Source organism: Clostridium cuniculi, assembly GCF_004353185.1.
Taxonomy (GTDB): Bacteria; Bacillota; Clostridia; order Clostridiales; family Clostridiaceae; genus Clostridium; species Clostridium cuniculi.
The window spans coordinates 48,997-64,223 of the sequence record NZ_SMUS01000019.1 but is presented as its reverse complement, the minus strand read 5'-3'; the positions used below and the strand labels follow the sequence as shown (position 1 = coordinate 64,223).

14 protein-coding genes are annotated in these 15,227 nt (G+C 26.8%); 9 read left to right on the top strand and 5 right to left on the bottom strand.

Going from position 1 to position 15,227, the window contains the following annotated elements; all coding sequences use genetic code 11:
- The first annotated feature begins 78 nt into the window (after positions 1–78).
- The 8 genes from EJJ37_RS11060 (at position 79) to EJJ37_RS11025 (ending at position 9,798) form a co-directional block, all read left to right on the top strand.
- Positions 79–780, top strand: coding sequence for a response regulator transcription factor (locus tag EJJ37_RS11060; protein WP_133015642.1), 702 nt, complete (start codon positions 79–81; stop codon positions 778–780).
- Positions 761–2,164, top strand: a complete 1,404-nt coding sequence (locus tag EJJ37_RS11055) for a sensor histidine kinase (protein WP_133015641.1) — start codon at positions 761–763, stop codon at positions 2,162–2,164. Before EJJ37_RS11060 ends, EJJ37_RS11055 begins: the two co-directional genes overlap by 20 nt.
- 1 nt (position 2,165) lies before the next feature.
- Complete coding sequence (locus EJJ37_RS11050; protein WP_133015640.1) at positions 2,166–3,623, top strand: hypothetical protein; 1,458 nt, start codon at positions 2,166–2,168, stop codon at positions 3,621–3,623.
- A gap of 246 nt (positions 3,624–3,869) precedes the next feature.
- Positions 3,870–4,028: a zinc-ribbon domain-containing protein gene (locus EJJ37_RS11045; protein ID WP_133015639.1), complete on the top strand. Its 159-nt coding sequence runs from the start codon at positions 3,870–3,872 to the stop codon at positions 4,026–4,028.
- Between the two features lie 226 nt (positions 4,029–4,254).
- Positions 4,255–5,427 (top strand): LCP family protein, encoded by a 1,173-nt coding sequence (locus EJJ37_RS11040; protein WP_243124879.1) that lies wholly within the window; start codon positions 4,255–4,257, stop codon positions 5,425–5,427.
- 309 nt (positions 5,428–5,736) lie between these two features.
- Positions 5,737–7,725, top strand: a complete 1,989-nt coding sequence (pulA, locus tag EJJ37_RS11035; protein WP_133015637.1) for a type I pullulanase — start codon at positions 5,737–5,739, stop codon at positions 7,723–7,725.
- Positions 7,726–7,833: 108 nt separating this feature from the next.
- Positions 7,834–8,646, top strand: coding sequence for a nucleotidyltransferase domain-containing protein (locus EJJ37_RS11030; RefSeq protein ID WP_133015636.1), 813 nt, complete (start codon positions 7,834–7,836; stop codon positions 8,644–8,646).
- Positions 8,647–8,736: 90 nt separating this feature from the next.
- A complete protein-coding gene (locus EJJ37_RS11025) occupies positions 8,737–9,798 on the top strand; it encodes an aldose epimerase family protein (protein WP_133015635.1) in 1,062 nt (353 codons plus the stop codon).
- A gap of 27 nt (positions 9,799–9,825) precedes the next feature.
- Here EJJ37_RS11025 and EJJ37_RS11020 read toward each other — a convergent pair whose 3' ends face one another.
- The 4 genes from EJJ37_RS11020 to EJJ37_RS11005 are packed head-to-tail and all read right to left on the bottom strand — an operon-like array spanning position 9,826 to position 12,908.
- The gene (locus EJJ37_RS11020; RefSeq protein ID WP_133015634.1) at positions 9,826–10,263 is read right to left on the bottom strand and encodes a Fur family transcriptional regulator; all 438 of its coding nucleotides are present in this window, start codon (positions 10,261–10,263) and stop codon (positions 9,826–9,828) included.
- Positions 10,264–10,293: 30 nt separating this feature from the next.
- Positions 10,294–11,136: a metal ABC transporter permease gene (locus tag EJJ37_RS11015; protein ID WP_133015633.1), complete on the bottom strand. Its 843-nt coding sequence runs from the start codon at positions 11,134–11,136 to the stop codon at positions 10,294–10,296.
- A gap of 3 nt (positions 11,137–11,139) precedes the next feature.
- Entirely contained in the window at positions 11,140–11,934 is a 795-nt protein-coding gene (locus tag EJJ37_RS11010; RefSeq protein WP_133015632.1) for a metal ABC transporter ATP-binding protein, read from the bottom strand.
- The gene (locus EJJ37_RS11005; RefSeq protein ID WP_133015631.1) at positions 11,931–12,908 is read right to left on the bottom strand and encodes a metal ABC transporter substrate-binding protein; all 978 of its coding nucleotides are present in this window, start codon (positions 12,906–12,908) and stop codon (positions 11,931–11,933) included. The genes EJJ37_RS11010 and EJJ37_RS11005 overlap by 4 nt, the downstream gene beginning before the upstream one ends.
- 304 nt (positions 12,909–13,212) lie before the next feature.
- Here EJJ37_RS11005 and EJJ37_RS11000 point away from each other — a divergent pair, with 304 nt between their 5' ends.
- Positions 13,213–14,520, top strand: a complete 1,308-nt coding sequence (locus EJJ37_RS11000) for an NCS2 family permease (RefSeq protein ID WP_133015630.1) — start codon at positions 13,213–13,215, stop codon at positions 14,518–14,520.
- Between the two features lie 98 nt (positions 14,521–14,618).
- On the opposite strand, the gene EJJ37_RS10995 is transcribed toward EJJ37_RS11000, so the two are convergent.
- On the bottom strand, positions 14,619–15,059 hold the full coding sequence (locus EJJ37_RS10995) for a MarR family winged helix-turn-helix transcriptional regulator (RefSeq protein WP_133015629.1): 441 nt from the start codon (positions 15,057–15,059) through the stop codon (positions 14,619–14,621).
- Positions 15,060–15,227 lie beyond the last annotated feature (168 nt).

Genomic DNA, 15,227 nt, shown 5'->3' with positions numbered 1-15,227 from the left:
TATTTATCCAGTATTTTATTTGTATATATTAGAAAATATAAATAAAGATTAGTTTTATAGAGTTGAAAGGAAATTTATATGAAAAAAATATTAATAGTTGAAGATGAAGATAGTATAAGAGGGTTTTTAAAAATAAATTTAAAAAGAAATGGTTTTGAGGTTTTAGAAGCTAACAATGGAGAAGATGGATTAAAGATATTAGATTTAGAAGAACCAGTTCTAATAATATTAGATGTTATGCTACCTGGTATAGATGGATTTGAGGTTTGTAAGAGAGCTAGAGAAAAAAAAGAAAAGTTAGGTATTATAATGCTAACTGCAAAGGGGCAAGATATGGACAAAATAATGGGACTTGAATATGGAGCAGATGATTATATGGTAAAACCTTTTAATCCAATGGAATTATTACTTAGAATAAAAGCTATATTAAGAAGAATTGGAGTACAGGATGAAAAAAAAGTTTTAAAAAATGGAATATTTACTGTGGATACATATGGGAAAAAAATATTTAAGGGTGATAAAGAAATTGATTTGACTCCAAAAGAATATTCGATTATAAAGTTATTTATAGAAAATCCTAATAGAGCTTTTTCACGAGATGAATTATTAGATTTAGTTTGGGGAAAAGATTATTTTGCAGATTCTAAAATTATAGATGTAAATATAAGAAGACTTAGAAGTAAAATAGAAGATTATTCATCTAAGGAAGGATATATAGAAACAATATGGGGATTTGGATATAGATGGAGAGGCGAAGATAGTGAAGAGTATAAGAAGTAAGTTGTTAAAAAATTTTCTTATAGTTATAATATCAACAGTTTTAATATTAGATGTATTAACGTTATTATGTTTAAAGGGGTATTATTATAAAACTACTCAAAATACTTTAGTTAATCAATTAGAAGCATATATTAATTTTTATCAGAAATACTTTTCTAACAATAAATTAATAGAGAATATATATGAAAATATTGATGTTTTTTGGAATACCAATAAGGAACAAGTTGAGATATTAGATCCAAATGGAAATTTGTTAATGGATTCATATGGAATAAGAGATTCTGAACTTTTAAGTACTCCTGATATTACAAAGGCTAAAGAAGGAGAAGTTGGTGTATGGACTGGAAATGTAAGATCCTATAATGAAAAAATAATGATAGTTTCTAAAGCTATTAATTCAAAAATAGATCCCAATGAAACAATAGGTATAGTTAGGATAATTTTTTCGTTAAAGGAAGTACATAAAATAATAGATTCGTTTAGTAAACTATTTTTAGTCATTTCAATAATTGTAATAGCATTAGGAATAATAATGAGTTTGATAATAGCTAAGGATATTGTATCTCCAATAAAAAAGATAACAGCTGTTGCAAAGGAAATGGCAAAAGGAAATTTAAATATTAGAAGTGATATTGCTGATAATATCGAAATTGCTCAATTGTCAAAGACACTGAATTATATGGGGTGTGAGGTTGAAAAGAGAGAAAAATTGAAAAATGAATTTATATCCTCAGTTTCACATGAATTAAGAACACCATTAACATCAATCAAGGGGTGGGCTATAACTTTAAAGTATGATTGTAGTGATATGGATACAGTAGCTTTAGGACTTGATATTATTGAAAAGGAAAGTGATAGATTAACTGAGATGGTAGAAGAATTATTAGATTTTTCTAAGCTTATAAATGGTGTTATTTCCTTAAATATAAAAGAGCATGACGTAAAACACTTTATTGAATATATTGCAAATTATATGAGACCGAGGGCTGAGAGAGAAGGAAAAGAATTTAGTATAACTATAGATGAAAATGTTGGAAAAGCTTACTTTGATGAAAATAAGCTTAAGCAGGTTTTAAGTAATATTATAGATAATGCTTTTAAGTTTACTGAAGAAAATGGAAAAATAAGTTTAAATACTAAAGTTGAAGAAGAATATTTAGTATTTAGAGTAAATGATAATGGAAGTGGAATAAATAGTGAAGATTTACCAAGGGTGAAAGATAAGTTTTATAAAGGGAAAAATAGTAAATCAAAAAATGGAATAGGTTTATCTATATGTGATGAAATAGTAACTTTGCATAAAGGGGTTTTAGAGATTAAGAGCAATGAGAATGAAGGAACTGAAATAATAATTAAAATTCCTTTAAAGCAGGGAGAAATGTAATATGAATAAGAAATTTTTGATAATATTATCTCTTGTTATAATATTATTTTTTGGATGTAAATCAAAGGTTAGTAATGATGAAAGTGATAATGTTTTTAACTTTATTGGAACTTGGAAAATTGATTCAGTAGAACAATTAGGAGAGAAAGATGATGAAGAAGATAATAATTCTTTAATTGGAGATGAAATAAAGCTAAGTAGCAATAAAATTAATATTGCAGATAATTATGAAGCCAATATTCATTATAAGTTAAAGGTTGTTCAGGGGGATTATATTCTTTCATACGAAAGCAACTTAACTATGAACACTTTTATGAATGGTAGAGAAACTGTAGATTTCATATCTATTATTGATCAAAATCAAATAATAGGTGAATTCTTTTTAAATTCTGATACTGAGATGATATTTTTATATAAAAGTAGTTTGTTCAAATTAAGTAAAGTAAATAAAAATGTTAATTTTGATGATGTTGAAAATACTACGTCTATAGCAAATGAAACTGACGAAGAAGAGTTTGATGTAAAAGAAGGAGTTATGTTAGGAATTAAAACTCCAAGTAAAAAAATTGCTGATGGAGTATATAGTAACGATGAGTATAGAACTTTATGGATATCTCATGATAACTGGGAAATAGGAAGTATATATGAAAAGTCTAGTATTATTTTTCCAAGAATAAATGGAATATGGAAATTAGAAGTCAATCAAAAGAGCATGAATGGTTTTGAATATGATGAGTTTCAAGTGGGAAAATATAATGAAAAAATAGAAAATCATGCAGTTGAAAATATAATCTTAGATAAAAGTGAATATAAAACTATAAAATTTGTTGGGAATGATTATATATCAATAGGGAAATATGAAGGGGATTCTTTTGAGGGAAATTATCCAATTTATCAAATAATACCTATAAATAATATTAATATTAAAAATGGATTACAAATGGACGAAATATTTATTGGTTCTGAAAAGGAAGAATATTTAGAAGAATTTCAAAATAAAATTAATAGTTTATCTAAAGAACAAATAGATAAAATAAATCTTTCTTTAATAGATTATAATAATGTAGCTATTGAAAGAAGCATAGGACGATGGAGATTTGTTGCTAATTTGTTACCTAAAGATATGAGTGATGCAGGAGAAAGCTTTAAGTTATCAATGCTACCAGATAGTAGATTTATAAATTATAATTCTTTGTATATATCATGGAAGTCTCTAAAGCAACAGTTAGGATTTTTTAAAGATGTATTTATATCTCCTTTATGTAAGATTGCATTAGTTCAATTTGATAGCTATATAGCAGTTTATAAAATAGAAAATGGAAGTATAATAACGGAACCTTTAGTTACTGTACCTATCGGTGAAGATGATGAGATAATAATGGCAGAGTGGTGTAGTGGAAGTTATGTAGAGCAATGGGAAAAGGCTTTTGTTGATGGTGAATTAATAATAGGAGATTAAAATTAATTTAAAATATCCTTGAAAATATAGTGTTCATTTTTATAAAAAAAACAATATATTACATAATCAGAAAAAATTTTTAAAAAAGTTTATAAAAGTGTTGTAAAAAATAGTAGATGTGTTATAATTAGAGAGAAGTCAAATTTTTGACTAGTTACAAGATTTAAAGTAGATTAATAAAATTTCTCCTATTCAAGAGATATGTTATTAACCATGATAAATCTTAAGAAAATGGAGGAATTTATAATGGCAGATAAGACTATCGTATGCAGAGACTGCGGAAAAGAATTTTTATTTACTGAAGGAGAGCAAGCTTTCTACAAAGAAAAAGGGTTTGATAACGAACCAGTAAGATGCGTTGATTGTAGAAGAGCAAGAAAAGCTCAACAAAACAACAGAAAGTAATTAAGTTTATAAGATTGTAAGAATTTTTCTTACAATCTTTTTTATTGTGTAAAAATATTTTTTGATTTGTATTTTTATATTATATATATAATTAAATAAGTCAAAAATAGATATATAGTTAACTATAAATTAATAATTACATTTATAAAAATAACTATATAAATTATACTAAATATGGTAAAATAATAAAGATAGTAGCAATCCAACATATTAGGAGGCAATAAGAGTGAATAAGGATAAAAAAAGATATTCTTTAAGAAATAGAATAATAATTTCAACTATATCTATAGTACTTGCCGTTGTTGTTGGAGTAGTTATAGGGTACTATAGTTATGTAAAAAGTAAAATATATGCAGAGCCAAGTGAGATAGAAATTAAAACTGTAGAGAAGAAAAATGAAGAGGAAGTTGATTATGAAGAGGTTGAAGGTATAACTAATGTATTGTTAGTGGGGACAGATGCTAGAGATTTAAAAGAAAGTGCTAGAGCAGATTCTATTATAATTGCAACTTTAGATAATAATAATAAGGAAATAAGATTAACATCGTTATTTAGAGACACACTAGTTGATATTGATGGGTATGGTCCTTATAAATTAAATGCAGCTATGGCTTTTGGGGGAATAAATTTATTAAAAGATACAATACAAGAAACATATAATATAAATATAGATAAGTATATAATAATAAATTTCTGGGGTTTTGAGGCTATAATTGATCAAATGGGTGGATTAGAAATTGATGTTAAAGACTATCAATTAGATGAATTAAATAAGTATATAGGTGAGTCTACCGGAGGAAATGATTGTCCTGTTACAGAGAGTGGATTGCAATTGTTAAATGGAAAGCAGGCTTTATCTTATGCAAGAATAAGAAAAGGTGTTGGAGATGAATTTGAAAGAACTGAAAGGCAAAGAGAGGTATTGTTTAAAGTGGCTGAAAAGCTAAGAGAAACAAAACCTACAAAGTATTTAGGAATTATGAATAGTATGCTTGATTATATAAATACTAATATAGATCTTTTAGATGCTTTAAATATGGCATATACAATTTATAAATTTCCAAGCTTAGAAACAAAACAAATTCATATACCAGTTACAGAATTAGCCGATGATATGAATTATGGTGGAGAAATTGGATGGGTATTCATAATGGATAGGGAGCAAAACACAGAGATTTTGCATGATTTCATATTTAATGGTATAGAGCCAGATGAAAGCAAATTTGATTATAATTCTTTAAGAGAAGCACTTAATGAATATAAAACTGGTGAATGGATTGATGAATATGAAAGTGATTATGAGAATAGTAATTCAGATAATAATATAGATTATGAAAAATATCAAGATAATAACTCATATGAGGATGATGAAGAATATATTGATGAGGAATGGGAATAAATCACTATGAAAATTAGTTAATAGGTTAATAATGAAAACATTATAAATCAAAGATAAAATAAATTTTTAAATTATTTTATCTTTGATTTATACTATTATTTTTAAGTTAATAAGGAAAAGTTGTAATTAAAACTATAAATTTTAAAATATATATATTAATAGTAATATATTATAAAAAATAAAAAAAATCTAATTATTTTTATAGATATAAAAGTAGATTTGGTATAAAATTATATTAAGCATATATTTGGTAACGATTCCAAAGTTATGTTTATATAAAGTAGACTTAATTTAATGGGAGATGAGGAAATGGGTAGAGAATTAATATTTAATAATGAATTTGAAAAATTATATAACTATGATGGAGAATTAGGAGTAGTTTATTCAAAGGAGAAAAGTAAGTTTATTTTATGGGCACCAACAGCAGAAAAAGTTGATTTAGTGTTATATGGTGATGATGGATATGATTATAACTGTAAGCCGGTTAAAACTTACAATATGAATAAGGGCATTAATGGAACTTGGATAGTAGAAATTAATGAAGAGTTAAATGGGGAATATTATAATTATTTAGTTACTATAGATGGAATAGTTAATGAAGTTGTTGATCCATATGCTAAAGCAGTAGGAGTCAATGGTAAACGTGGAATGGTAATTGATTTGAATAGTACTAATCCAGAAGGATGGGAAGAAGATAAGAAACCCGAACTAAAGGAACCTACAGATTCGATAATATATGAGGCTCATGTAAAAGATTTAACTATAGATGAGACATCAGGCATAAAAGATGAATTTAAAGGTAAATTTAAAGGTCTTACTGAGAGTAATAGTCATATTCCTGGAACTAATGTAAAGACTGTAATAAATCATATAAAAAATATGGGATTTACACATATTCATTTATTACCATCTTTTGATTATGGCTCAGTAGATGAAACAAAGCTTGATGAACCTCAATTTAATTGGGGATATGATCCAGAAAATTATAATGTTCCTGAGGGATCTTATTCAACAAATCCATATTTAGGTGATGTTAGAATAAGAGAATTTAAGGAAATGGTAAAGGCATTACATGAATCTGGAATAAGAGTGATTATGGATGTTGTTTATAATCATACTTTTAATTTAGATTCATGCTTAAATAAAGCTGTTCCTAAATATTATTATAGACAAGATGAAGAAGGAAATTATAGTGATGCTTCAGCTTGTGGTAATGAAACAGCTTCTGATAGATATATGTTTAGAAGATATATGGTAGATTCAGTAGTATATTGGGCTAAAGAATATCATATTGATGGATTCAGATTTGATTTAATGGGTATACATGATATAGAGACTATGAAGTTAATAAGAGAAGAGTTAAATAAAATAGACCCAAGTATAATTGTTTACGGCGAAGGATGGATGGGAGGTCCAAGCCCTTTAAAAGAAGATGATGCGGCTTTAAAGAAAAACACTTATAAATTTGGTGAATTACAAATAGCAGCTTTTAGTGATGATTGTAGAGATGGAGTTAAGGGGCATGTTTTCTATGAAAAAGAGGCTGGATTTGCAAATGGAAAAGATGGACTTGAAGAAACTATTAAATTTGCTGTTGTTGCATCAACACCACATAAAGAAGTAGATAAAACTAATATAGTGTATTCAGATGAATTTTGGGCTAATGAACCTTATCAAACAGTAACTTATGCATCTGCACATGATAATTATACTTTGTGGGATAAGCTTCAGATAGTATCACCAGAAGCTAGTAAAGAGGAATTGATAAAAATTAATAAATTAATAGCTGGTATAATATTAACTTCACAAGGAATAAGTTTTATACATGCTGGAGAAGAAATGGCAAGAACTAAGGTTGATGAAGATGGAAAATTAGTAGAAAATAGTTTTGCTTCTTCCGATAAGGTAAATAAAATTTATTGGGATAGAAAAATTGAGTATAAGGATCTAGTTGAATATTATAAAGGGTTAATTTCATTAAGAAAAGAATATAAAGCATTTAGAATGAATAGCAATAAAGATATACAAAAAAATATTCATTTCTTAGAAAAGGGAAAAGATTTTGAATCTGATAATTTAGTTGCATATATAATAGATTCTAAGAATATAGATGATAAGTGTTCTAAAATAGCAGTTATAATAAATGCAAATGAAACAGAAGAAAAGGTAAATCTTCATGAAGAAAATTGGGGAGTATTTGTTAATGATAAAAAAGCAGGAAATAAAGTTATAGAAGTTTTAAATGATGATATAGTTAGTATTGCTCCAAAATCCATAAAGGTATTAATAAAACAATAGATTAAATATATAAGCAATAAAATAGAATATATAGAATGTAACTTAATATGAAAATTAATTAGTTGCATTCTATATTATATTTCAAACTAATAAAAAGGGGTGAGCTTTATGGGAATGAATATGATAGTTTATCAGATAGTTAATGAATTCAAAAGATTAGGAGAAGTAGTTGCAATAACTTTAGCTGGATCATGTGCCAGTGGAAGAAAGGATAATTATTCAGATATTGATATAAATATAATTACAGATAAGGATATACCTATTGAAAAAAGAGAGAGTATTGTAAAAAAGTTTTCTGACTTGATGGAGATAAATAATACCTTTTGGGGAGTATCTGATGAATTTGTATTAAGAAATTCATCAATACAAATTGATATAGTTTATTTTGATTTTAATTGGCTAGAGAATGAATTAAAAAATGTTCTAGAAAAACATAATGCATCTATTGGATACAGTACATGTTTTTGGCATAATGTGATTAATTCATTAATAGTTTTTGATAAAACTGGGAAATTTAAAAATCTTAAAGAAAAGTATACTATAAAATATCCAGCAGAGCTCAAAAACAATATAGTTAGTAAAAATTATCCTATATTAAAAAAGAATTTCTCAGCATATTATAACCAAATAGAGAAAGCTATAAATAGGAAAGATATAGTAAATTTAAATAATAGAATAGCTGCATTTTTGGATAGTTATTTTGATATTATATTTGCTATAAATGAAATTCCACATCCAGGAGAAAAAAGGCTTTTAAGTATAGTTAATACTATGTGTAATAAACTACCTAATAATGCATTAGAAGATATTGAAAAATTAATTAAAGATATTTCAAAATGTGATAATGTAATATTAGAAGATATTAATGAAATTGTTATGCAGTTAGATATAATTCTTAAAAGTGAAAATTTTATAAGTTAAACTGATAATGTTTACAGTAACTGGTATGATTGTTATAATTAATATGATATATGACATTATGTTATATAAACATATTAATGGAGGGGAATAATGAGAATACAAAGAGAAGAAATTTTAAATAGAATTGATGGCAAAGAGGTCTATGTTTACACATTATCTAATGAAAATACAAGCATAAAAATAACAAATTATGGAGGTATTATATTATCATTAATTACACCAGATAAGCTTGGAACAAAAGATGATATTGTTTTAGGATATGATAATTTTGAAGACTATAAGACTACAACGACATATTTTGGTGCTATTATTGGACGTTGTGCTAATAGAATTGGAAAAGCTGAAATTGATGTAGATGGAGTAAAGTATAAACTTGCAAAAAATGATGGTAATAATCATCTACATGGTGGTGTTAAAGGCTTTAATAGGGTAGTTTGGGATTCAGAAGTTTTAAATGATAAGGATGGAGATTATTTAAAGTTATCATATCTGAGTAAAGATGGTGAAGAAGAGTATCCGGGAAATTTAGAGGTTACTGTTGAGTATAAGTTAACAAAAGAAAATGAACTGATTATTAATTATTATGGAAAATGTGATAAAAATACAGTTTTAAATTTAACTAATCATTCATATTTTAACTTAAAAGGTCATGCTTCAGGAGATATATTAGATCATAAGGTTAGAATTTATGCAAAAAATATAACTGCTTCAGATTCTGAAAGTATACCTACTGGTGAAATAAGAAGTGTAGAAGGAACACCTATGGATTTTAGCAATTTAAAATGTATTGGAGCAGATATAAATAAAGAATATGATCAATTAATTAATGGAAATGGATATGATCATAACTGGATTATTGATGACTATACAGGAGAGCTTAAGAAGGTTGCAGAAGTTATAGAAGATAAGACTGGAAGAATGCTAGAAGTATTTACTACAAAGCCAGGGGTGCAATTTTATACAGGTAATTTTTTAAATGAAAATGAAATTGGAAAAGGTGGAGTAAGGTATAAAAAGAGACAAGGATTATGTCTTGAAACACAATACTTCCCAGATAGCTTACACCATTCAGGTTTTTCTAATATAGTGTTAAAAGCTGGAGAAGAATATAAACATACTACAGTTTATAAAATGAGCATTATTAATAAATAATAAATAAAAAATGACTAAGAGAGAGGTTTACTCCTTAGTCATTTTTTTGCAGTTGCGACAATAACCGTATATTTCAAGACGATGTTCTGTTACATCAAAATCCATATCTTCTCTTAGATGCTTTTCATAAACACATAGAGGACAATCAGTTATAGGAAATACTTCTTTACATTGTTTACAAATCAAGTGATGCCTATGTTCAGAAGTATTCATTTCATAAGATGTTCTATTATCGTCTCCTAAAATACATTTAGAAAGCACATTTTTATTAGATAGAGAATCTAATATTTTATAAATTGATGATAAATTTATAGAAATTGAACTTTCCTTTAATTTTGAATAAATTTCTTCAGCACTAAGAGGTTGTGTACTTTCGGATAGTACCTGAAGTACAGAGGTTCTATGCTTAGTTACTTTTAATCCTTTTGCTTTAAGTATATCACTAAAGTTAATTTCATTATCCAATTTATTACCTCCAGGTATTATTTAATTATATTATACAAACTTACGTCTGATAATTAAAGTTATAAAGAATATTACTGCTGACACAAGAACAATTGTTGCTCCTGTAACAGTATTTAAATAATATGAAATTATTAGTCCTGTAATACCAGAGAATATAGCAATTAATACTGAGAATAAATGATATTGACGAACATTTTTAGAGATATTACGAGCTGCAGCAGCAGGTAAAACTAAAAGGGAATTTATTATTAATAAACCGACCCATCTTACAGTTAAAGTAACTATAACAGCTATAGTACAAGTAAAAATAATTTCTATTAATAGAGTATTCATACCACGACTATTTGCAAGGGATGGATTTAAGCTTGTTATAAGTAATTTATTAAATATTAAAGCCCAAAGTATAATAACTATAATAAATACAATAAACAGTAAAATGATCTCTTTTTGAGTTATGCTAAGTAAATCTCCTACTAAGTAAGATGAAAATTTACTTAAGCTACTAGAAAAACTCATAAGTACTAAACCTAAAGCTATTGCAGTAGATGAGAAAACGCCAATTATTGTATCAGTGGATGAAGTTCCTTTATTTTTTATAATTGTTATGGAGATTGCAAAACAAATTGAAAATAACGTTGCTCCCCACATTGGATCAATACCACCTAAAAGAATTCCGATAGCTATTCCAGTAAAGGCTCCATGTCCTAAGGAATCTGCAAAGAAAGACATTTTATTGCTCACAACCATAGTACTTAAAAGTCCGAAAAGGGGAGTAACTATTAAAATAGCTAAAAAAGCATTCTTCATAAAATCGAAAGATAGCCATTGGAATGGCAGTATTAAATGAATAAAATTATATATAGAATCAAACATATCTTAAATGCCTCCTGTTTTAGATGAGTCTTCATTAGAATGATTTAATGATAATCCAAATATTTTTTGTGTAGCAGGATTATTAAAAACTTGTTTTGGGCTACCGGAACAAACTATTGTTCCATTTACAAGTGCTACACGATCAGAATATTTATAAACTAAATCTAAATCATGAGAAACTAAGATAATTGATAAATCATAATTCTTTTTGATATCCATAAGTATTTCATAAAATAATTCTAATCCATTTTGATCAACTCCAGATACGGGTTCATCTAATAGTAATATATTAGGCATTGGATCAAGTGCTAATGCAAGTAAAACTCTTTGAAGTTCTCCACCGGATAAAGCTCCAAGACGTCTATCTATTAAATGAGGAACTTTTACTCTTTTTAGGCTTTCTAATACATCTTCTCGGATTTTCTTTTTAGGTCTTAACCATGAAGGCATAGAAGTCTTACAACAGACAAATAAATCAAGTACACTAATAGGAGTATCTTTATCAAATGTTAAATATTGAGGAACATATCCAATTATAGGTTGATGATATTTATTATCATTCTGACCGATAAAATTTAAATTTCCAGAATGTTTAACTTCTCCAAGTAAGGCTTTAAGTAAGGTACTTTTACCAGCACCATTCGGTCCAATAATAGATGTAAGCTCTCCACAATGAATATGGAGATTTACATCTTTAAGTATTTCGTTATTACCAATGGTAACAGAAAAGTTTTCAATTTTTGTGCAGCAAAAGTTATTGCAGCTATTATTTTTATTAAAGTTAGCTTTTTTTATCATTTTAACGCCTCTTTTAATACATCAAGATTTTTTTTCATTTTATTTATATAATCATCATAAGCATCAGGATTAGAGTCTCCTGTTACTATAGGATCTAATTCATAAACTGTAGCACCAGTTTCAGCAGCGATAGTTTCTGCAACCTTAGAAGAGTATTGAGGTTCAGTAAATAAAGCTCTGATATTTTTTTCTTTTACAGTATTAATTATCTCTTCAATTTCTTTTGCTGATGGTTCAGAATCAGGTTCTATTTCAATAACACCAGCTATGTTTAAATTAAATTCTTCAGCAAAGTAAGGAAATGCTTCATGGAATGTAATTATATCTCTATTTGGTAAGTTATCTAATTCTTCATGCATTTCATTTTTTAAGTCTTCCAATTTAGAAACATAAGTGTTAGTGTTTGATTCGTAAGCTTCTTTGTTCTCAGGATTTAAATTTTCAAGTTGAGAAGAAATATTTTTAACTTCTTCTATGTTACCTGTCACACTAACCCATACATGAGCATTATATTCATGGTCGTGATCATCATCTTCAGAATGTTCATCTTCAGTGTCGTGATCATGATCGTGGTCATCATGGCTATGTGTATCATCTTCTAAAAGAGATAAACCTTTAGTTGCATCAACTATTTCAAGATTAGGGTATTGTGAAATTATATCATCTAAGAAAGATTCCATTCCAGCACCGTTTACAACTAGAATATCAGCATTTTCTAGTGTTTTTAAATCTTGAGGTGTAAGTTGATAATCATGAAGACATCCAGTTTGTGATTTAGTCATGTTTGTAACAGTTACATTTGGAATATCTTTTGTAATGTTAATTGTTGATATATATAGTGGATAAAAAGAAGTTACTATATTTAAAGTATCATCATCAGTAGTTTTATTTGAATCCACAGTATTATTACAACCTATAAATAAGAATGATGTTGTAATAAGTAGTGTTAGTAGTTTTGGCAATTTGAATTTCATAACTTGTCCTCCTAAAGTCAAATGATAATAATTTGCAATTATAATAAACATTATACTACTTTTATGAAAAAAGTAAATTAAAAAATTTTTTTTTATTTCCAGCGAATATTATATATATCGACAACAAAATATAAAAATGTATAAAAAAGTTATTAAATGTGAACAAATATATAAAAAAATAAAAAAATGTTCGTAAAAGGTATTGGCATTTTAAAAATTTCTGTTATTATATAAAAGTAAACTCGTTCTCCCATTGGGGAAAGAGTAAATTTAAGTAACAAAAGATAAAAAGGAGATTATATTAATGAATAATTTTTTAGATAATTTCTTTAAGCTTAAAGAAAACAACACAATTGTTAAAACAGAATTTATAGCTGGTATTACTACATTTATGACTATGGCATATATATTAATAGTCAATCCTTCAATTTTATCAGCGGCAGGGATGGATTCAGGAGCTGTATTTACGGCAACAGCAGTATCAGCAATAATTGCAACATTAATAATGGGATTATATGCTAAATTACCTTTTGCTCAAGCACCAGGTATGGGATTAAATGCATTCTTTGCGTATACTGTAGTATTATCTATGGGATATTCCTATCAATTTGCATTAACTGCGGTTTTATTAGAAGGATTAATATTCGTATTATTGACAGTATTTAATGTAAGAGAAGCTATTGTTGATTCAATTCCAGTAAATATTAAAAAAGCTATTTCTGTTGGAATAGGATTATTTATAGCATTACTTGGACTTGAAGGCGCTGGAATAGTTGTTCATCCAGCTGATGGTGGAACAATAGTTGCTTTAGGAAATATTACATCCGGAGCAGGGCTTTTAGCAATTATAGGGATAGTAATTACAGGTATATTAGTTGCAAGAAAAGTTAAAGGTGCATTATTCTTAGGAATGATAATAACAGCAGTAATAGGTATACCAATGGGAGTGATAGATCTTCCGAATAAAATATTTAGTATGCCACCATCAATTAGTTCAACATTTATGCAATTTGAATGGAATAATATTTTCTCTTGGGATATGGTAATAGTATTATTTACATTATTATTTATGGATATGTTTGATACTATAGGAACTTTAGTAGGTGTTGCAACTAAAGCAAATATGTTAGATAAAGATGGAAGAGTTCCCAATATTAAAAAGGCTCTTTTAGCAGATGCAGTAGGAACAACAGTAGGAGCATGTCTTGGAACAAGCACAGTTAGTACTTTTGTTGAAAGTGCTTCAGGTGTAGCAGAAGGTGGAAGAACTGGATTAACAGCAGTGTCTACAGCATTTATGTTCTTTTTAGCATTATTCTTATCACCTATATTTGGAGTAATTACTTCAGCAGTAACAGCTTCAGTTTTAGTTATTGTTGGATTATTTATGATTGAAAATATAAAAGAATTAAATTTAGAAGATTATACAGAAGCAATTCCAGCATTCTTAACAATAATAATGATGCCATTTTCATATTCAATTTCAGATGGTATAGTATTTGGTGTTGTATCATATATACTATTAAAATTATTTACTGGTAAATGGAAAGAAATCAGTTGGGGTACGGTAGCAGTTGGAATAGTGTTTGTATTAAAGTTCGTATTTATATAAAATGAAATTTTATAAAAGCTCACTTTGATGAATAGTCAAAGCGAGCTTTTATTTTTAGAACAATTTCTTTTATTTATAAATATAGTATAAAAGTAATTCTAAAATTTATTTATTACATTTAGTAATGTATCTAAAGAAGAAGATAAATTACTTATATCTTCATCACTTAAAGGAGAAATTTTTTCTCTTATTACTTCTTTAATGTATTCTTTACCTTCTTTTAAAACTTCTAAAGCTTTAGGTGTGGCTTGTATTAATATAACTCTTCTATCAGTAGGATTATAATCTCTAGTAACAAGGCCATCTTCTACTAATTTATCGATTACAGGAGTCATATTAGGTTTAGATACATAAAGATCTTTAGCCATTTTAGAAATAGATATTGGGCCATTGTGAACTAAATAAAATAATACTTTTATATGTGAATGGGGAATATTAAATTTTTTTGCAAGAGCATTAGGATTAAAAATATGTTTATTGAGAGAAAATAATAATAGATATAAATTATCTGATATATCATTTAAATTTAAAGTAGTCATGTCAGCCTCCTTACAATACTATTGATAATATTATAATCGATAAAAAAATAGTTTACAATATATAGTTATAAAAATATAACTATTATAAAAAATAACAATTTGTATTGACAGAAAATAGTTATGAAAATATAATTATTATAAAAATAGAAATTTATTAAATTTAAACAA